The organism is Caballeronia jiangsuensis (assembly GCF_046030135.1).
Classification (GTDB): Bacteria; Pseudomonadota; Gammaproteobacteria; order Burkholderiales; family Burkholderiaceae; genus Caballeronia; species Caballeronia jiangsuensis.
In genome coordinates this window covers 35,549-52,560 of sequence record NZ_JAQQDB010000009.1, presented here as the reverse complement: position 1 = coordinate 52,560, position 17,012 = coordinate 35,549, and the positions used below count along the sequence as shown (strand labels likewise).

The following is a 17,012-nucleotide window of genomic DNA, read 5'->3' as shown; positions in this document are numbered from 1 at the left end:
GCGGTGCAATCAACAGTGCCTTCAATCGTCTGACTATAATGCTGTCCGCAAACAATCATATTACTGATTGTTACGGTGGACGTTCGTCATAAACGACTCTTCGAACGCCTGAAAACATCAAACAAAGCGATTCTGATGTCTCGTTATCCGTGATACGGCGGAATGCCAGTAATTTGCGGGCAGCGAGATAACACGTGTTGCAAGTGATTTTCGCGTGAGCGAAAAAGAAAGCTACGTTCGGGAACCTTGGCCGGAATTCGAACGCAGCGAGGGATGTACATCAAATATTTTGTTATCGGGGAATTATATATGAAGCGTAATCAAATTCGGTTTAAGCCGGTCATGACGGGGGTGTTGATTAGCATGGCCGTTCTGGCGGGTTCCGGTGCTTCGGCCGGGACGATCACAGGCTGGAACAACACGTTGGGCGAGTCTTGGATGGGGCCCGTGCCGCGAGACGGTACGAATATCTATGGCGACGACAACCATACAGATGCACTGGCGACCATGATCGGCGATCACCAAGTTAATGCCGATGGTCCGGGAGCCGTTTTGATCGGAAACTACACGAGGGCGTTTACGTTAGACGGTTGGGACTATGTACCAGGTCCGTCGATAGGTCCCGTTGTCATCGGAGATTTCGCGCAGGCCGGAATGAGCGGCGTCGCCATCGGCGGAAACGCGAGAGCTTCTCAAGGTGCCATCGCCATTGGTGAGCAAACGAAAGCTGGCAAGGGTGCGATTGCCGTGGGCGTGTTGACCTCGTCTGCTGAGCGTGCAACGGCGATGGGTTTTTATTCCACTGCGAGTGGTGAAAGTTCAGTCGCGATCGGCTTCACGGCGGTTGCTTCAGGTACTGACTCTGTCGCGATCGGCAATGGCAGCAGCGATGGCGGACAAGAGAACGTTTTCAGCGTCGGCAGCGAGAGCGACCGGCGTCGGATTATCAACGTCGCCGACGGCATCGACGGCAACGACGCTGTCAACATGAACCAGTTGAACGCAGTAGGCCAACTTGTCGCGCAAAACACCGCCGACATCCTGGCTCTCCAGGGCGGCAACGGGCTTGTCCGGAGCGCGATGCTCCAGTCGACCGTGCGCGCCGCAGCTCCGGTCGTCAGCGCTGCCGTCTCCGACTCGCTCTTCGCAGCGAGTGGCGACGCCGGTGAAACCGCCACGGCATCGGGCACGCACGCCACCGCCATGGGTGCGAACGCGAACGCCAGCGCCGACAATTCGGTCGCCCTCGGTGCGAACTCCGTCGCGGATCGCGCAAATACGGTGTCCGTCGGCGCGGCAGGCAGCGAGCGTCAGATCACGAACGTCGCGGCCGGCACGCAAGGCACGGATGCGGTCAACGTCAATCAGTTGAATGACAAGATCACGCAAGCGAACGCCTACACCGATCAGGCCGTCGCAGGCGAGAAAGCCTATACGGATCAGGCGATCGCCAGCACGCGGCGAGACATGGAACGCTACGCTGATCGTGCAGCGGCGTCGGCCTTGGCCATCCCGAGCATTCCGGTGCTGAACCCGGGCGAGAAGTGGGCCGGCGTGGCGGTCGGCAACTACGGCAGCGCGACCGCAGTCGGCGTCGCCGCGGCCTATCAGGTGACGATGAACCTTAACCTGGGCGTCGGTGTCTCGTCGGCAAATGGTGGTTCGACCGCCCTCAAGGCTCAGGCGGGCTACCGCTGGTAAGCACACGTTCGATAGAACGGGCGGCATTCCGCCAGTTCCATCTGATGACACTCGGACCCGGGCACATCGATAACGATGTGCCCGGGTCCGCCATTTGAGACTACGACCGCCAGGCGTCCCGTTCCAGTTCCGCGAGCACGCGTGCCAGCACTCCTTCCCAGTCGCCACACGTTTTCTGGTTGAAGATTCGCATGCTCGGGTACCACGGCGTATCCTCACGATCGCGCATCCAGCGCCAGCAGCCCTGATGTCGATTGAGCAGCCATACGCGCTTGCCCATTGCGCCGGCGAGATGCGCTATAGATGTGTCCACACAGATCACGAGATCCAGCGATGCGACGAGCGCGGCGGTATCGGCGAAATCGTCGATCTCGTTCATCCAGTCGACGATATGCACGCGCTGCCGCCGTTGCAGTTTCTTCGCGTCGCTCACTGGCTTCTGCAAACTGATCCAGAGCGCATGCGGCCAGGATATGAGCGCGTCGATTTTGTCGACCGGCATGCTTCGTCTCGCATCCACTCCCGGCAGCAGCCCGCCGCCGGCCCACGCAAGACCGATACGCGGCCGTGCCGAGTCTTGCAGGCCGGCGAGCCGTTTCGACCAGCGCTGCGCTGCGCGCGGTTCCGCGTGCAAGTACGGAACCGCGGCCGGGATGGAGTCGGCATCCGTGTCGAACGCCATCGGCAGTGACAGCAGCGGGCTGTACATGTCCCACTGTCGCAAATCGACTCGCGTCGCATCGAGGTACACGAACTTCGATGACGTCGAACCGAAAGCGCGGCTCAACAGGCGCCGAAGAGGTTCGGGGCCGGCAAAGCCGACCTGGGAGAAACGCTCCATCGCCATCGGGATATACCGGCAGAAGTGAAGCGTGTCACCCAGCCCGTGCTCGTGCAGTATCAGCAGACGATCCCGATCTGCTCGCGTGCTTTCGCCTTTCCATTGAGGCATCGGCAGATTCGGAGGATTGATCTTCGAATCGCCGCGCTCATCCAGAAACGTAGCCCATCGATGTTCGAAATGCGGCCACGCGTCCCTGTATCGACCCGACGCGAGCAACGCGTGACCGAGGTTGCCATGAGCTACCGGATTCGCCGGTTGGATCGCCAGGGCATGATGGAGTTGCTCGACGGCCGCGTCGAGCTGGCCAAGCGATCTTAAGGACACACCGAGATTGTTATGCGCCTCGACATGACCGGGGTTGAGATCGATCACATCTCGATATATCGCAGCCGCTTCCGCAAAGCGCAAATCCAATTGCAGCGCGCGACCGAGGTTATAGAGCAGGATGCTCCTATCGATGTCCGGGTGGCCTTGCGTTGCGATTCCGAGTGCGGTTCGTGCGCTTTCTGCGGCGCGGGCGAATGCGCCCAGGTGCGTCTGAATCACGCTGAGCGTATTGAGGAAGACCGGATTCGGCGAACGCTCGATTGCTTTCAGAACCCAGCGTTGCGCGTCTTTTGCATCGTCAAGCGCAAGCGCGGTGATACCACGCAAATGGAGCACATCCGCGTTATCCGATTCGATGCTCAGACATCGTTCACTCCAAAACACAGCGCCTTGCCATTGGCCAGCGTTATAGCATTCGACCGCCTGCTTATATATCGACTGAAAATCATCCTGCATCCCTGAAACGACTCCGAATGTCTTGCGAACCACGTCACCGATTCTATCGATCGGTTTCGATTTGCCACTCGCCAGATTGGAAAATTGAGTGTTTCTATCGTGGGATTTGCAGCCGTGTCGTCGTGCCGAACTCGCCGCTCGTACCTTCCCGAAGCAATCCTCTAACGAAACCAAAACCTTATCCCACAAGGCTTCGCGGCCCAATCACGTGCTCACGCACCGATCAGGGGCACGTCGATTGCTCAATGCGAACGCCCGTTCCGCTGAGTCTTCGAAATCAACTTCGTCGCAAGCGGGCAGGGAAGGTCAACAAGGGAGAGTCTCAGGCCGAGCATCACGCACACGCGCCACGGACTCGAATAGAAAAGAACCAGAGAAAAAGGTGGAACCATGAAGCTCATCCGCACCGCTGCCGCGCTCGCCGCCGTCGCCGCTTTGCTCTCCGCTTGCGGCGGAAGCTCCGACGATGTCGGCAAGGAAATCGGCGTCACGCCGGCGCAGGTCCATTTCATTCACGCGATTCCGAGCGGCCCGAACGTCGACTTCTACGACAACGCCAAGATCCTGCAGCCGAATCTCGCCTACAAGGCGGTGACCAACTTCGCGAACATCGACACGGGCCAGCACAGCTTCTCCTACGCGGCCGTCAACACGACGACGCAACTCGCCACCGACACGAGCATCTCGAACGCCGCGAAAGGGCATGAGTACACGGTGATCGCGCTGCCGGACGCGGGCTTCCTGCCGTCGATCGCGGTGATCGACGATCCGTTCGACAAGGGCCTGCTGTCGAGCAGCGCGCGCGTGCGCGCTTTCAACGCGTCGACGAACGCGCCGAACCTCGATATCTATCTCGTCGCGCCGGGGACGAACATCGCGAGCGTCAGTCCGACGATGGCGGGCGTCGCCTACAAGAACGCCGTGCCTGCGACGACGCAGGATTCCATCTATGTCTCGGGCGGCACGTACCAGTTGATCGCGACGCTGCCGGGCACGAAGACGCCGGTCTACACATCGGCCTCGTTCACACTCGTCAACAACGCGGACTGGCTCGTGACGACGCTGCCTTCGGGCAATGCCGTCTCGCAACTCGTGCCGGAGAAGATCCGTATGCTGGTCGCGCAGGGCGGCAACACGCAGCAACCGGCGCTTGAATTGCCCGACACGCAATAAGGATGAGCGCCTGAAGCAACGAAGCCCGGCCGCGCAGCATCGGCCGGGTTTTTTCACATCTGGCGCGCGCCGCAGCGACGCAAAAAAAATCCCGCCACGCGAACGTGACGGGAAGACAGGGTCCTACATCAACGCTATGGAACGCCTGAGCGCGCGCCGCAACGATGCGGCGCACGTCGCCCGTTACTTGTGCTCCTCGGCGGAATTCGAAATGGCCTGACCGCCCTTCGAAATGTCCTGGCCAGCGCCCGAGACGGTGTTGCAGCCCGCGAGAGCCGCCGTGCCTGCAATCAGCAGTAGAGCGATGAGTCGAGTCATGTTTATTCCCCTTGGAGTTGAAATGCGTGACTGGAATCGGGTTCGCGCATCATTGTCTGGTGACGGACCTCTTCGACGCCCCGCATACCGGTGTGAACAATCATAAAAAAATCGGTCGGTCTCAGGCTGTAGGCACGGCTGCGATTTTGCTGTCGGCGGCGTCTGCATTCGATGTCGGCATCGTCCTACGCGGAAGGCGCGACGATGGGCGCATCGACACTGCGCTCGCGCGGCATCGACACGCTGATCGACGTGCCATGCGGCGACGCGCGCTCGATCTCGAAGCGCCCGCCGCGCGCCGAGACGCGCTGGCGCATGCCGACGAGCCCATGCGTCTGGGTGCGCTTGAGATCCTGCGGCCGGATGCCGATGCCGTCATCGATGATCGAGAGCGACACGTTCTCTTCATCGACGTCGAGCGTCACGCGGATGCGGCTCGCGTGCGCGTACTTCGCCGCGTTGGTCAGCGTCTCCTGCGCGACGCGAAAGAGCGCGATCTCGATCGCCTCGCCGAGCTTCACGTCGTCGCCCGGCAGATCGAACTCGACGCTCCAGCCGTTGCGTTGCGCGGCTTCGTCGGCAAGCGAGCGCAGCGCGGTCACGAGACCGAAACTGGCGAGCACGGTCGGCCGCATGTCCTCGATGATGCGTCGCTTCAGCGCGATGCCCTGATCCAGATTGCCGAGCGCGCGCGCGAGTTTCTCGGCCATCGCGGGTTCCGTGTTCTTGAGCTTGCCGCGCACCCACGCGACATCCATCTTGCTCGCGGTGAGGATCGAGCCGAGCTCGTCGTGCAGTTCGCGCGCAAGCTCCGTCTTCTCGTTTTCGCTGACCGATTGCAAGTGCCAGGCGAGCGCTTCGAGCTGGCGCGTGCGCGCGAACACGAGCTGATCGAGCTCTTCCTGCTGCGTAATGAGCGCCTTCTGCACGCGCGCCTGCTTGTCGAGCTGGATGCCCAGATTGCGAAAGAGCAGGATGAACAACACGATGTTGAGCGCGCACAGTGCGCCGACACAAAGCGTCGAGATGCGCTGATCGGCGCGGCTCGCATCGAGCGCGTGCTGCGCGCGTTGTTCCTCGTTCAGTCGCAGGAGCGATAGCGCCGCGTCGAGCGTCGCGCTCGTGTCGGGCGGCGGCGCCAGCGTGCGATTGCGTGTGGCGGCGTCGGCCGGCCGGTCGGCGAAGCGCACCGTGCCTTGCGCGATTTCATCGTCGGCGGCGGCGCGGATCTGCGCGAAGCTCGCGAGCGCGGTGTCGTCGCCGATGCGTCGGTAGTACGCATCGAGCCACGCTAGCGTGCGCCGCACGCGCGCCGCCGTTTCCCTGAAGTGCGCCGGAAACGCATCGTCCGCCTTCAGCGCGAAGCCGCGCTCGTCGGCGGTGAGCGTGGCGATATCGGCGGCGAGCATCGAAAGCTGCGCGGTCGCGCCCTTCGCTTCGAGCGCGGTTTCATATTCCGACGCGATGCGCATCCGTCCCGATTCCAGAATGATCAAGCCGCCCACGGTGATGACGATCGCGACCGTCATCGCGACCGCCCAGCTGTAGCGGCGCATCCAGTCGTTCAAACGCGCCGCGCGGCGCGCGATGCCGGCCGGCGCGGGCGGCGTGGACGCTTTCGGCATGGCGGGCTCGTCGGCTGCGAAGAGGGGCGGGTCGTCGGGCAGGATCGCGGCTCGCGGTACGTGGCTCATGGTGTCGGTGGTGCGGCGTTTCACTTAAGGCAGCCGATTTGAAAGCGGGTGTCGGTGGATTCCCACAGCAAAAAAGGAGCCTGCCCGAATGCGCCGCGCGGCGGGCATGGCTAGCATGGTTCCGTCATTCATTCTTTACGGGGAACGATCATGCTGAAGTGGGCCTTGTTTTTCGCGATCGTGGCCGTGATCGCCGGGGTGCTGGGCTTTACGGGCGTGGCTGCGGGCGCCGCGGCCATCGCCAAGTTCCTGTTCGTGCTCTTCCTGATCCTGTGCGTCGTGTTCCTGGTGCTGGGCTTCGTCGTCACGAAAAAAGCCATCGATTAGCGGCGCTTGCGTCCGCTCGCCAGACCGTTCTCAACTACTTAGGAAGGAGCTCACATGCTTCACTACGCCGCTGTCTTCTTCGTCATCGCCATCATCGCCGCCGTGTTTGGCTTCACGGGCATCGCGGCCGGCGCGGCGGAAATCGCGAAGATTCTTTTCTTCATTTTTCTCGTCGTGTTCGTGGTCACCTTGCTGCTTGGCGTGTTCCGCACATGACGCCCGCATCAGGGCGAAAGCCATGAGCCATCAAGCCGCGCGCGGGACTTATGACCGTCGCGCGGCTTTTTCGAGGGGCAGGCATGGTGCATGCATCGGAGCCTCTGATTGGATAGCAGGGTTCTATGCACGCGGCATTTGCGAGGGCCTGCTCCAGCGAACAGTCATCTCACCCCGTACAGAGGAGCGAACCAAATGTCCAAATCGTCTGCTGTAAAAGCCGAGTCGAACCAGTCCTCGGGCGCTTTTGTCCTCGATGTCGAGAAAATTCGCGCCGATGCGCGTCAGCACATGGACGAAGGCGCGGTGACGGAGGGTTACGGCGCCGACCGCGAGACGGTCCTGAAGCTGCTCAACGACTCGCTCGCCACCGAAATCGTCTGCACGCTGCGCTACAAGCGTCATTACTTCATGGCGAAGGGCATTCACTCGGAAGCCGTCGCTCAGGAGTTCCTGGAGCACGCGAACGAGGAACAGGAGCACGCCGACACGCTCGCCGAACGCATCGTGCAACTGGGCGGCGCACCGAATTTCGCGCCCGACGGCCTGTCGTCGCGCTCGCATTCCGAGTACAACGAAGGCAAGGATCTGATCGACATGATCCGCGAGAATCTGATCGCCGAGCGCATCGCGATCGATACGTACCGCGAGATCATCCGCTATCTCGGCGACAAGGACGTCACGACGCGCCGCATCTTCGAGGACATTCTGGCCGTCGAGGAAGAACACGCCGACGACATGGCGGATCTGCTGGAAGGCCGTAACGGCTAAGGGCGACGCGGCCGGAGACGCTGCAGGCGTATCCGGCCGTATGCATGAAATGACCGATCAACTACTACAAGAGCGTCCGGCAGCGCGGACGACGCGAATGATTCGAGTCTTGATAGCCGACGACCACGCGATCGTGCGCAGCGGATTCAGGCAGTTCGTCGTGGACGAGCCCGACATGGAAGTCGCGGGCGAAGCCGCAACCGGCGACGAAGCCATCGCGCTCGTGCGCGCACAGGCGTTCGATGTCGTGCTGCTCGACATCGCGATGCCGGACAAGAACGGCGTCGACACCTTGCGCGTGATCAAGCAGATCCGCCCGGAGCAGGGCGTGCTGATGCTCTCGGGTTTTCCGGAGAGCCAGTACGCGATCAACCTGCTGAAGGCGGGCGCGAACGGCTATCTGAACAAGGACGCCGCGCCTGACGAGATCGTGCGCGCGATCCGTACCGTGGCGCGCGGACATCGATATCTGTCCGAGTTCATCGCGGATGCGCTTGCCGACAAGCTCGACAAGCCCGCCGCCGAACGGCCGCACGAACTGCTGTCGGAGCGCGAGTTCCAGATTTTCTGCAAGCTCGCGGGCGGACGGATTCCGACGGAAATCGCGCAGGAACTGCATCTTTCGGTGAAGACGGTGAGCACGTATCGCGCGCGCGTGCTCGAAAAAATGCGGCTTTCCAATAACGCCGATCTCACGTATTACGCGATCAAGAATGGCCTGATCGAATAGCGGCGCATGGTTTGATCCGCGAGCACTGCCGGAGGGCGCCCGACGTGGGCAATCACATCACCACTGACGACCGAAGCGGGCAGCCGGGCGCGCGGCGCACGCCGCTCGCGGTGCTGTTGATCGAGGACTCGCCGCTGATCCGCCGCAGCCTGACCGAGGCGATCGATGCGCTCGGGCCGTGGCGCGTGAGCGCGTTCGCCGATGCGCCGGACGATGCGATCGCGCTGCTGTCGGCGCAGGCGTTCGACGCGGTGATCGTCGACTTGCAACTGAAGCGCGGCTCGGGCATCGACGTGCTCGCGTGGCTCGAGGAATGCGGCGCGGCGCGCTCGCCGGGCGCGTTCGTCGCGGTGCTCACGAATCACGCGCTGCCGACGTATCGCGAGCGTTGCCTGCAATACGGCGTGCGTCACTTCTTCGACAAGTCGCTCGAATTCGATCGCGTGCTCGACGCGTTGTGCGACTACGCACGCGAGCGCACCTGAATCCGCTATCGCTTATCGCGCCCGCGCCAGTGGCTGAAGCCCGCGAGACCCGTCGCCGCGAGACCGGCGAGACAGACGCCCGTCCAGCCCATCGCCTGCCACGCGAGCGACGCGACCGCTGATCCCAGCGCCCCGCCGATGAAGTAAGCGACCATGTAGACCGTGTTCACGCGGCTGCGCGCCTCGGGCTTGAGCGCGTAAATGCGCGACTGGTTCGAAATCTGCGCGGCCTGCACGCCGACATCGAGCACGATCACGCCGACGACGAGCCCCGCGATGCTCTTCGCCGAGAACGCGAACACCACGAACGACAGCGCGACGAGCCCGATGCACAGCGAGATGACGGCGCGCGGGCCGCGCTTGTCGGCGGATTTTCCGGCGAGCGGTGCGGCGAGCGCGCCTGCCGCACCGACGATGCCGAAAAGCCCCGCCGCCTGCGGACCCATATGAAACGGCTCGCCCGCGAGCAGCAGCGTGAGCACCGACCAGAAGATGCTGAACGCGGCGAAGAGCGCGCCGCCGGTGAACGACGCCTCGCGCAGCGCGCGGTTTTCGGCCGCGAGATGCCACATCGAGCCGAGCAGTTTGCCGTAGGTGAGCGTCGAGGTCGGACGGCTCTTCGGCAACCGCGCGATCACGACGACCGCCAGCGCGATCGTCGCGAGCACGGAGGCGCCGAAGACGGCCCGCCAGCCGAAGTACTGCGCGACGAAGCCCGACACCGTGCGCGCGAGCAGGATGCCGAGCAAGAGCCCGCTCATCACCGTGCCGACGGCGTGGCCGCGTTCGGCGGCGGGCGCGAGTTCGGCGGCGAAGGGCACGGCTTGCTGCGCGATCGTCGATACGATGCCGATCGCGAGACTCGCCGCGATCAGAACGGCGAGCGTCGGCGCGCTCGCCGCGGCCACGAGCGATACGCCGAGCGCCGCGAGTTGCAGCAGGATCAAAAGACGCCGGTCGAAGCGGTCGCCGAGCGGCGCGAGCACGAGCATGCCGAGCGCGTAGCCGAGCTGCGTCGAGGCGGGCACCGCGCCGATCAGCCGGGCGTCGCCGGGAAAGCTCGCGCGGAAATCGCCGAGCAGCGGCTGATTGAAATAGATGTTCGCGACCGAGACGCCCGCGATGGTCGCGAGCAGCCACAGCGTGGCGCGCGAATAGTGCGGATGGCGCGCCGGAGGATTCGATTGCGGCGAATTGGGCATGAACCGAAGCCGATGAAGACCAGCCGCTGATCATACTGAAGACGCGCGGGCGCCGCAGGGCGCCGTTAGAAAGGCTGCGGGCCGCCGCCCTGATCGACGCTCATGCAATGCGTGACGAGGCCGAGATCGGCGCGCCACAGATGCAGCCCGAACGCGGGCGGCTCCATGACGAACGCCTCGGGGCCGTCGGGTTTCAGTTGCAGCGCCACCTGATGCGCGGTCGACGGCGCGCACCAGACGAGCGTGCCGCCGAACCGCGCGCCGATGGCCCGATGCACATGACCGCACACGATGCGCTCGACGTTCGAATGGCGGCGCACGAGCGCATCGAGTGCGCGGCTGTCGTCCGGTGCGAGGCGGATTTCGTCCATGAAGCCGATGCCGCACGCGATCGGCGGGTGATGCATGCCGATGACGACGGGCCGGTCGCGGCAGGCGTCGAGCTGCGCTTCGAGCCAGGCGAGGCGCGCGGCGCACAGACGTCCGCCGCCTGAACCGGGATCAAGTGTGTCGAGCGCGAGCACGCGGACATTGCCGACATCGAATGCGTACTGCACGAAGCCGTCGTGGCCCGCGAGTTCGGGGCGATCGCCGAATACCGTGCGCAGGTTCGCGCGGTCGTCGTGATTGCCGACGATCACATGCCACGGCATCGCGAGCGTGTCGAGGAGCGTGCGCAGATGCCGGTATTCGTCGATGCCGCCCGCATCGACGAGATCGCCCGTAACGAGCACGGCGTCGGGGCGGGGATCGAGCGCGTTGAGCAGGCCGATCGCGCGGGCGAGGAAAGCGGCGGTATCGACGCGGCCGTAGGCGAGCGTGCCCCGCGCCGTGATGTGCAGATCGCTGATCTGGGCGAGCAGCATGCGCGTGAATCTCCTCGTCGCGGGCGGTTTAGAGGCTTAATCGTCGGATGCGGCGACGGGCGGCTTCGGCGCGAGCTTCGCGGGAACGAGCCACTGGAAGCCGGTCATCGACGTTTCGCTGAACGTGCATTCGGCAGCCGCGGGCACCTGCGCCGCCTTGGTGGCCGGCGGCTTCGGCGGATTCTGGATCGTGCCGTGCACGACCACCCGCGAGCCATGATAACTCGCGCCGGAGCCGGTGATTTTCAGCGGCGCGCTCGCGGCGTCGGGATAATCCGCGCGTACCTTGTCCTTGCAGGCTTCGACGTTCTTGTAATAGGACGTGCAGCCGGCGAGAAAAGCGAGCGGAATCGTGAGCAAAACGAGCGGCAGATGGCGGGTGCGATGGTTCATCGATGAATTCTGTCGGTGCCCGATGCCGCGAGGGGCTCGGAGCGGAAAGAGGACGGGGCGAAACTTTATATCATGCGCGCCCCGCGAGGGTTTGGCCGGGCGCTTGTTTTCTCGCGCGATGCGGTAGCACAATCGGCTCTGTCATTCGACCGCGCGTTGCGCACCGATGGAGACCACCGCCATGCAGAAGGACATCGAAGTAGGCGATTACCTGCTCGCCATGCAGGCCGTATCCAGGCCGATCGAAGCTGACGGCGACGAGGAGGCGGCTCCGTCCGAGGGTTACGCGATTCGCGTGCGCGTCACGCGGCTCGACCGCAAACCTGTGCACGGATCGACACTCGCCGACGACTCGGGCGAAATGACGGGCGATCACGGTCCTTTCGAGACGGTCGCCGAGGCGATCGCGCATGGTGAGGCGTGGGGACGGCATTACGTCGCGCGTGTGCTGGGGCACGCGGTGTAGCGGCGAGGGCCACGAAGGAAGGGAAGCGTTCCCTGCGTCAGGCGGGTGCAGCGCGACGGCGGGCATCGCTAGACTCTGGTTCATCGACCGGACCATCGCCGAGGTTGCCATGACGCCCGTTGCGCTCTACATTACCCCGAACTACATCGCGTCGGTGCGCGGCGGCAAGACGCGCGACTGCTTCGGCGGAACGGTGCGGTTCATCGGCGTGGATGCGTTGCCGTTCGATATCGAACACGTGTGCCTGCTTGATCGCGATACGGCGATCGAGGCGCTGTTCGATGCGGTGCGGGACGCGGAGCGGTTGTTGAATGCGGTGTGAGGGTGTCGTTCAAGATTTCGGAAGGCGGGTCGTTATTACGGTGACCCAATCCTTTACCGAAAACCTGATCCACGAATGGCACTGAAATCCCTTGCAAGCGCAGTCGCGTTGTCCTTGTTTCTCTCCGGATGCCTGACGACAGTACCGGATATTCCATCTTCCAGCGCGGGCAGCGTCCAGACGAGGCAGCGAATCGTCGATGGCATCCAGTCCCCGACGATCGACAGTAACGGTGTTCTTCTCACGCCGTGGGTTCGCAGCGCGATGATGTCCGCATTCGCGATGCGCGCCGCTCATCTCGGACTTCGAATCGATCCGAACGGAGTGCCGGTCAGGATCCGCATCACCAGCGTTCGATCGAAGTCCGACGCGGCGCGTATCGCCTTCAATTTCCTCGATGGTGCGGAGTGGGTGTCGGGAACGGTGACCGTGGGTGACGCCAGCTTCGACGTTCAGGAGGACACGTGGCTGCACTGGATGCCGACGGGCTATCGCAGCATCCAGGAAGTCGCGGATGCGGTCGGGAGGCAGGTGGCCAACGGCGTGGCGCTGGTTGGCGGGATGCCGCTGAACGATTGAGGGGGAAATTAGGGCGCAGCCTGAAAAAACGTGGAAGAAACGCCGATGGCAGAGATCGGCTTCTTCGGCCTAAATTTGTCTCTCGATGCGTTGTCACGACAGCGACCAAGGATCAACTTTCCCGCCTTGGATGACGAAGTGCTTCGCATCGGAACCCGGCTCGAAAAAGCGCCAGTCTTCCTCGTCTGATGCGCCGTCCGTCACGACACCCAGCTCAAGCTGCCGCGACATTGCTATGGAGACGTTGCCGTTCTCGCCGACCGCAACGCGCTCGACAACGAATGGACCGTCGTTGGCAATGAGGTCTCGTATCTGCTCGAGCGTTGCGCGCGTGCGATCGTCGGAAACCGCGAAATCCGGGGAGTTGGCGAAGACCTCGCCCGCCCGCTCGATGGTCCAGGCACATTGGATGTGCAGGGCCCAAGTGCCCACGCGCTTGACGGTCCCGCGCGCTGTCGTCATTTCCCGAAGGGGGCCGAAGTGCAGCGTCAACATATCCGCTGCACGTCCTGCGCCGCTGAGTTCCAACCCGTTTAAGGCTGAAAGGCGCTGCATGATTTGTTCACGGGTAGTAGCCATCTCAGACGCTCCCGCCAAACAGATCCTGGGCGCGTTCCATAAGTCCGTGGTAATTCATTTCGTCATCGTCTGTATGTCATCATGGAGTTGTCTTGCCTGCTCCTGATTCAATCCAAGGGCCTTGACCACCGCCCTGAACTGCTTGTTTTGTGCCTGATTATTGCCTGGTCGACCATCGCCGGCCGCAAATTCCTCTTTGTCAACGACCGGTGCGATTTCGCTGTATTCGAACGGCTGAGCGTCATCAGTCAATGAACCGCTCCCGTCCGAGTCGCCTAAGCTCTTCAGCATTGAGTCGTCGCCGCTGTCACCACTAATGCGGATGACGGCGGTGGCAAACTCGCCATTGGGTAGCAAATCTCCCGGCTTGGCACGCCAGGCGGCCATGCAGTCGTCAGCGAAGAGTCTTGGTTGCGCCGGGCGCTCATGGTAAGAACCTGCGCTTGCTATGCGCGGCGCGGCCTTGAATAGCTGTGATGGCGTGAAAGTCACCGACCGCGGCCGGGGCGTCCCGCCGCCGCGACTGCCTTGCAAGCCGCTGCTCGGTGGATCCGGTATTGTTACGAGGTCGCCCCGCTCGATAGCCCGCTTCACCTTCCAACGCGCAATCGACGGGTCGATCTCGTCAATGCTCAATAGCTCTCGAAGCTTCGCCATAAAAGCCTGATCGCGCATCCAATCCGAAGAGGCGGCTAGAAGCTCGCGTCCGCTCGCGGCGGCACGGTCCTCCGCAGCTCTGCTTGTGAAATGAACGTCGCGTCGCCGACGCAGCGTCAGCTTCCAACTCGCCAGCCGAATCTCTTGGGGCAATTTCCGTCTCTCTCAGTTTCCGAGGGCGATATCCGTAGCATGTCTAACTAGTTTAGCGATTGCACGGTCCGGCGGGCAAACGGGCCGCAATGTTTATTGATCAGGCGCAGACGTGTGAAGCGGACGAATGTTCGGCCTTTCCGAGTTCGAAGCGCGACTCAGCCTGAAATAACCTGCGCCCCTGCATGCGCTCCGTGAGAAACTCTGCCCAGTCGTACCGGAACCGATATTTCCTCGGGCCTTGGCAACGCGTTCCGCAAACAAAAAACCCCAAGAGCCTTACGCTGTCGGGGTTGTTGTCGAATCTCGAGTCGAACGCAAACTACTTGGTGCCGGGGACCGGAAACGCGAGGCCTTATCTGACAAGGATTTCGCGGGCTGTGTGCAGAATTTGTGCGGCCTCTCATGTGCAAGAGACCAAAAGCTTGTCTATGGACTCGATGGGAATCGAACCAAGGGCATTAAGACGGATGCCGTGCTGTACGAGATAGCTACGGACCGTCTGCCTACTGCGCCCAAGCATTTCCGCCGCTTGGGTAATGGTGACATGCGCCGGTCTCGGGTGGCGGGCCGCATAGAGGGCAACCGCCTTAACCGCGATGTCGAGTGCTTCGTGTTCTGTCATGTTCTCCTGTTGCCGGGGTAGATTGGGTCAGCAAGGACGAGTTACACCTAGAGCTTTTCGAGTACCATACTCCGGTAACTCATAAGCAACCGCTGAAAGTAAGGCTACAAGCACAATGGCCAAACCGCGCGTTTTTCTCAGTTCTACCTATTACGACCTCTACCAATCCCGGGAAGATATCGAAAGATTCGTTCGGTCTCTCGGATACGACTGCATCCGACACGAGACCGGAGCCATTCCGTACGCGCGCGACGCTCGGCTAGAGGCGTCTGCGTATCGAGAGATCGAACTATGCGACATGCTTGTGACTATCATCGGCGGCAAGTTTGGTACAGAGTCCAAAGACGCGGCAGGAGCCTCGATAACGCAGAATGAAATAATGCGCGCCCTTGAGAAAGGGATCCAGGTTTATATCTTTGTCGAGCAGAACACCCTCACTGAATATAATATTTGGAAAATAAATAAAGACAATGCGTCAATGAGGTACCGATACGCGGACGACCCCCGTATTTATGTATTCTTGGACCACCTACACAGTCTCCCGCAAAATAATCCGATTACCGGCTTTAAAACGGTTGCGGACGTTACATCGTTTTTGCAAGACCAGTGGGCGGGACTGTTTCAGCGCTACCTTAGCCAGCAGCAACGCACGACAGAGCTTTCCATTATTCAAGATATGAAAGGCGTCGCGGCAACATTGAGAGAAATGGTGGACTATCTTTCTACCTCGCATCAAGATAAAGACGAAGCGCTCAAGTCGATTATTTCATTTAATAATCCCGTTTTTAACCGGCTGGCTCAGATCACCAAAACGCCGTACAGAGTTTTCTTTACCAACCACGACGAAATGGCCGCTTGGCTCGAAGTGCGCGGGTATACTGCTCATGATTCCACTTTTTACTCAGAAAACAGCGTCGAAGAGTGGTTTAGAGATAAATCAGGATGGATTGAGTTTAAAAGGGCAATCTTCGATGATCGCGGCGATTTGCTGCGCTTTTCTCCCTCGGTCTGGAATGACGATTGGATTCAGTTCAGGCCTGCGGAGTCTCAGAAGGCCGCGTTTGCTGATGACGACGATATACCATTTTAGCTGATACGGTTTAACAGCTAGCTAGAACAAGTGCCGTGGACCGAACGCGGCCTTAAATGTGCGTATTTAAGATTTAACCTCGTTTTCAATCTCCGCAAAGTTCTTGGCGCGCATAATGCGCTCTTGCAAAACGTTACGGCTACGCTTGGGGCTAATCACCTCGCCCTTTTCGTTCTTGCGCTCCTCAAACTCGCCTGCAATGTGGATGCTGTCCCACATGGCCTTATTCGCGAGGCCCCACACGAACGCCTTAAGCTCCGTGATAGCCGGGGCAACGTCCAGCGTTACCGCCTCGCCCGTAATCGGGTTCTGCACCGTGGTTCCCTTGACGTTGTAGCCGTTCGGTCCCTTGAGGTTTGCGTACACCTTTTTACCGTCTTTGCTCTTACGGTGGAACACCTCAACCGTAAAGGGCTTGCCGAGTAGTTGGACCATGTGCGTAGCGGTACCGCCGTGGGCCGCATTCATGGCCGCAAAGAGCTTTCTAAACAGCGAATCCGGAGCATGCGATAGCGTCTCTTGCACGGTGGTACGGTGCGGTACCAGTAAGTCGGCGTCCACTAACTTACGCGGCTCGTAGTTCGGGCCGGACAACTCAAAAATAAGGTCTACCTTCTCGCGGTCGCGCTTACGGCCCTCAAACTCCTCCTCATGCTTGCCGAGTTCAAAGTAGCCAACGAGGCGCGCACGGGCGGTACCTCGGGGCGGGGGAACGTAGTCGTTTGAGACGACGGGAAAACGCATATCTGGGCCGGTCATGGCGGCTTGCTTGATGACGGCGGAGAGGTCGAAAGGGCGGAGAGGGTCGGACATGGCGTGCTCCAGGTGTTTGGGGCCGATACGCTACACCCGAGCGGCAATGAACTCTACTTTTATTTTGGGGTGCTAAAAGGTTGTCAGTAGTTGGGTGTATGGATTGACAGCAAATGTGCACCATATCTGGACTACAAGGTGACGATTAGTCCACGGGCAACGAGCAAGGCTCCGCCCACAAACGCTAATGCTTGGAGCCAAGGAACCCAAGCGGGTTGGTTTGCT

General features: G+C 61.4%; 21 protein-coding genes. 11 read left to right on the top strand and 10 right to left on the bottom strand.

Annotated features, from left to right (window positions below; all coding sequences use genetic code 11):
* Positions 1–273: 273 nt before the first annotated feature.
* Entirely contained in the window at positions 274–1,701 is a 1,428-nt protein-coding gene (locus tag PQR08_RS11670; protein WP_250483378.1) for a YadA family autotransporter adhesin, read from the top strand.
* Positions 1,702–1,801: 100 nt separating this feature from the next.
* On the opposite strand, the gene PQR08_RS11665 is transcribed toward PQR08_RS11670, so the two are convergent.
* A complete protein-coding gene (locus PQR08_RS11665; RefSeq protein ID WP_284508929.1) occupies positions 1,802–3,328 on the bottom strand; it encodes a tetratricopeptide repeat protein in 1,527 nt (508 codons plus the stop codon).
* 390 nt (positions 3,329–3,718) lie between these two features.
* Here PQR08_RS11665 and PQR08_RS11660 point away from each other — a divergent pair, with 390 nt between their 5' ends.
* Positions 3,719–4,501, top strand: a complete 783-nt coding sequence (locus tag PQR08_RS11660; protein WP_187608979.1) for a DUF4397 domain-containing protein — start codon at positions 3,719–3,721, stop codon at positions 4,499–4,501.
* A gap of 183 nt (positions 4,502–4,684) precedes the next feature.
* On the opposite strand, the gene PQR08_RS11655 is transcribed toward PQR08_RS11660, so the two are convergent.
* Both PQR08_RS11655 and PQR08_RS11650 read right to left on the bottom strand, forming a co-directional pair.
* The gene (locus PQR08_RS11655) at positions 4,685–4,819 is read right to left on the bottom strand and encodes an entericidin A/B family lipoprotein (protein WP_016344885.1); all 135 of its coding nucleotides are present in this window, start codon (positions 4,817–4,819) and stop codon (positions 4,685–4,687) included.
* A gap of 185 nt (positions 4,820–5,004) precedes the next feature.
* Positions 5,005–6,444 carry a sensor histidine kinase gene (locus tag PQR08_RS11650; RefSeq protein WP_408161306.1) on the bottom strand — a complete coding sequence of 480 codons (1,440 nt, stop codon included), beginning with the start codon at positions 6,442–6,444 and terminating at the stop codon, positions 5,005–5,007.
* Between the two features lie 219 nt (positions 6,445–6,663).
* On the opposite strand from PQR08_RS11650, the gene PQR08_RS11645 reads away from it, so the two are divergent.
* From PQR08_RS11645 to PQR08_RS11625, 5 genes are all read left to right on the top strand, one after another.
* Positions 6,664–6,840 carry a DUF1328 domain-containing protein gene (locus PQR08_RS11645; protein ID WP_008350561.1) on the top strand — a complete coding sequence of 59 codons (177 nt, stop codon included), beginning with the start codon at positions 6,664–6,666 and terminating at the stop codon, positions 6,838–6,840.
* Between the two features lie 54 nt (positions 6,841–6,894).
* Positions 6,895–7,056 (top strand): DUF1328 family protein, encoded by a 162-nt coding sequence (locus tag PQR08_RS11640; RefSeq protein WP_016344888.1) that lies wholly within the window; start codon positions 6,895–6,897, stop codon positions 7,054–7,056.
* A gap of 195 nt (positions 7,057–7,251) precedes the next feature.
* Entirely contained in the window at positions 7,252–7,827 is a 576-nt protein-coding gene (locus PQR08_RS11635; protein WP_035506403.1) for a ferritin-like domain-containing protein, read from the top strand.
* Between the two features lie 97 nt (positions 7,828–7,924).
* Positions 7,925–8,557, top strand: a complete 633-nt coding sequence (locus PQR08_RS11630) for a response regulator (RefSeq protein WP_187608981.1) — start codon at positions 7,925–7,927, stop codon at positions 8,555–8,557.
* A 44-nt stretch (positions 8,558–8,601) separates the two neighbouring features.
* A complete protein-coding gene (locus PQR08_RS11625; protein ID WP_238210270.1) occupies positions 8,602–9,042 on the top strand; it encodes a response regulator in 441 nt (146 codons plus the stop codon).
* 5 nt (positions 9,043–9,047) lie between these two features.
* Here the strand turns inward: PQR08_RS11625 and PQR08_RS11620 are convergent, their stop codons facing one another.
* From PQR08_RS11620 to PQR08_RS11610, 3 genes are all read right to left on the bottom strand, one after another.
* Complete coding sequence (locus tag PQR08_RS11620; protein ID WP_250483381.1) at positions 9,048–10,244, bottom strand: MFS transporter; 1,197 nt, start codon at positions 10,242–10,244, stop codon at positions 9,048–9,050.
* A 65-nt stretch (positions 10,245–10,309) separates the two neighbouring features.
* Entirely contained in the window at positions 10,310–11,110 is an 801-nt protein-coding gene (locus PQR08_RS11615) for a phosphodiesterase (protein ID WP_250483382.1), read from the bottom strand.
* A gap of 36 nt (positions 11,111–11,146) precedes the next feature.
* On the bottom strand, positions 11,147–11,503 hold the full coding sequence (locus PQR08_RS11610) for a hypothetical protein (RefSeq protein WP_187608985.1): 357 nt from the start codon (positions 11,501–11,503) through the stop codon (positions 11,147–11,149).
* Positions 11,504–11,684: 181 nt separating this feature from the next.
* Here PQR08_RS11610 and PQR08_RS11605 point away from each other — a divergent pair, with 181 nt between their 5' ends.
* The 3 genes from PQR08_RS11605 to PQR08_RS11595 all read left to right on the top strand — a co-directional run bounded on the left by PQR08_RS11605 (position 11,685) and on the right by PQR08_RS11595 (position 12,870).
* Positions 11,685–11,969 (top strand): hypothetical protein, encoded by a 285-nt coding sequence (locus PQR08_RS11605; protein WP_035506565.1) that lies wholly within the window; start codon positions 11,685–11,687, stop codon positions 11,967–11,969.
* Positions 11,970–12,078: 109 nt separating this feature from the next.
* On the top strand, positions 12,079–12,291 hold the full coding sequence (locus tag PQR08_RS11600; protein WP_035506415.1) for a hypothetical protein: 213 nt from the start codon (positions 12,079–12,081) through the stop codon (positions 12,289–12,291).
* 75 nt (positions 12,292–12,366) lie between these two features.
* A complete protein-coding gene (locus PQR08_RS11595) occupies positions 12,367–12,870 on the top strand; it encodes a hypothetical protein (RefSeq protein WP_035506417.1) in 504 nt (167 codons plus the stop codon).
* A 93-nt stretch (positions 12,871–12,963) separates the two neighbouring features.
* On the opposite strand, the gene PQR08_RS11590 is transcribed toward PQR08_RS11595, so the two are convergent.
* The 3 genes from PQR08_RS11590 to PQR08_RS11580 form a co-directional block, all read right to left on the bottom strand.
* Complete coding sequence (locus PQR08_RS11590; protein ID WP_250483383.1) at positions 12,964–13,449, bottom strand: hypothetical protein; 486 nt, start codon at positions 13,447–13,449, stop codon at positions 12,964–12,966.
* A gap of 54 nt (positions 13,450–13,503) precedes the next feature.
* Complete coding sequence (locus PQR08_RS11585; RefSeq protein ID WP_250483384.1) at positions 13,504–14,124, bottom strand: hypothetical protein; 621 nt, start codon at positions 14,122–14,124, stop codon at positions 13,504–13,506.
* A gap of 538 nt (positions 14,125–14,662) precedes the next feature.
* Positions 14,663–14,884: a DNA-binding protein gene (locus PQR08_RS11580; protein ID WP_408161305.1), complete on the bottom strand. Its 222-nt coding sequence runs from the start codon at positions 14,882–14,884 to the stop codon at positions 14,663–14,665.
* A gap of 115 nt (positions 14,885–14,999) precedes the next feature.
* Between PQR08_RS11580 and PQR08_RS11575 the strand changes: the two genes are divergently transcribed.
* Complete coding sequence (locus tag PQR08_RS11575; protein WP_408161304.1) at positions 15,000–15,974, top strand: DUF4062 domain-containing protein; 975 nt, start codon at positions 15,000–15,002, stop codon at positions 15,972–15,974.
* A gap of 66 nt (positions 15,975–16,040) precedes the next feature.
* Here PQR08_RS11575 and PQR08_RS11570 read toward each other — a convergent pair whose 3' ends face one another.
* Entirely contained in the window at positions 16,041–16,787 is a 747-nt protein-coding gene (locus tag PQR08_RS11570) for a hypothetical protein (RefSeq protein ID WP_408161303.1), read from the bottom strand.
* Positions 16,788–17,012 lie beyond the last annotated feature (225 nt).

Excerpts from the sequence above, each read along its gene's own strand:
- PQR08_RS11670 (WP_250483378.1), top strand. The coding sequence starts at position 274 with ATGTACATCAAATATTTTGTTATCGGGGAATTATATATGAAGCGTAAT.
- PQR08_RS11665 (WP_284508929.1), bottom strand. The coding sequence starts at position 3,328 with ATGCAGGATGATTTTCAGTCGATATATAAGCAGGCGGTCGAATGCTAT.
- PQR08_RS11660 (WP_187608979.1), top strand. The coding sequence starts at position 3,719 with ATGAAGCTCATCCGCACCGCTGCCGCGCTCGCCGCCGTCGCCGCTTTG.
- PQR08_RS11655 (WP_016344885.1), bottom strand. The coding sequence starts at position 4,819 with ATGACTCGACTCATCGCTCTACTGCTGATTGCAGGCACGGCGGCTCTC.
- PQR08_RS11650 (WP_408161306.1), bottom strand. The coding sequence starts at position 6,444 with ATGCCGAAAGCGTCCACGCCGCCCGCGCCGGCCGGCATCGCGCGCCGC.
- PQR08_RS11645 (WP_008350561.1), top strand. The coding sequence starts at position 6,664 with ATGCTGAAGTGGGCCTTGTTTTTCGCGATCGTGGCCGTGATCGCCGGG.
- PQR08_RS11640 (WP_016344888.1), top strand. The coding sequence starts at position 6,895 with ATGCTTCACTACGCCGCTGTCTTCTTCGTCATCGCCATCATCGCCGCC.
- PQR08_RS11635 (WP_035506403.1), top strand. The coding sequence starts at position 7,252 with ATGTCCAAATCGTCTGCTGTAAAAGCCGAGTCGAACCAGTCCTCGGGC.
- PQR08_RS11630 (WP_187608981.1), top strand. The coding sequence starts at position 7,925 with ATGATTCGAGTCTTGATAGCCGACGACCACGCGATCGTGCGCAGCGGA.
- PQR08_RS11620 (WP_250483381.1), bottom strand. The coding sequence starts at position 10,244 with ATGCCCAATTCGCCGCAATCGAATCCTCCGGCGCGCCATCCGCACTAT.
- PQR08_RS11615 (WP_250483382.1), bottom strand. The coding sequence starts at position 11,110 with ATGCTGCTCGCCCAGATCAGCGATCTGCACATCACGGCGCGGGGCACG.
- PQR08_RS11610 (WP_187608985.1), bottom strand. The coding sequence starts at position 11,503 with ATGAACCATCGCACCCGCCATCTGCCGCTCGTTTTGCTCACGATTCCG.
- PQR08_RS11605 (WP_035506565.1), top strand. The coding sequence starts at position 11,685 with ATGCAGAAGGACATCGAAGTAGGCGATTACCTGCTCGCCATGCAGGCC.
- PQR08_RS11600 (WP_035506415.1), top strand. The coding sequence starts at position 12,079 with ATGACGCCCGTTGCGCTCTACATTACCCCGAACTACATCGCGTCGGTG.
- PQR08_RS11595 (WP_035506417.1), top strand. The coding sequence starts at position 12,367 with ATGGCACTGAAATCCCTTGCAAGCGCAGTCGCGTTGTCCTTGTTTCTC.
- PQR08_RS11590 (WP_250483383.1), bottom strand. The coding sequence starts at position 13,449 with ATGGCTACTACCCGTGAACAAATCATGCAGCGCCTTTCAGCCTTAAAC.
- PQR08_RS11585 (WP_250483384.1), bottom strand. The coding sequence starts at position 14,124 with ATGCGCGATCAGGCTTTTATGGCGAAGCTTCGAGAGCTATTGAGCATT.
- PQR08_RS11580 (WP_408161305.1), bottom strand. The coding sequence starts at position 14,884 with ATGACAGAACACGAAGCACTCGACATCGCGGTTAAGGCGGTTGCCCTC.
- PQR08_RS11575 (WP_408161304.1), top strand. The coding sequence starts at position 15,000 with ATGGCCAAACCGCGCGTTTTTCTCAGTTCTACCTATTACGACCTCTAC.
- PQR08_RS11570 (WP_408161303.1), bottom strand. The coding sequence starts at position 16,787 with ATGTCCGACCCTCTCCGCCCTTTCGACCTCTCCGCCGTCATCAAGCAA.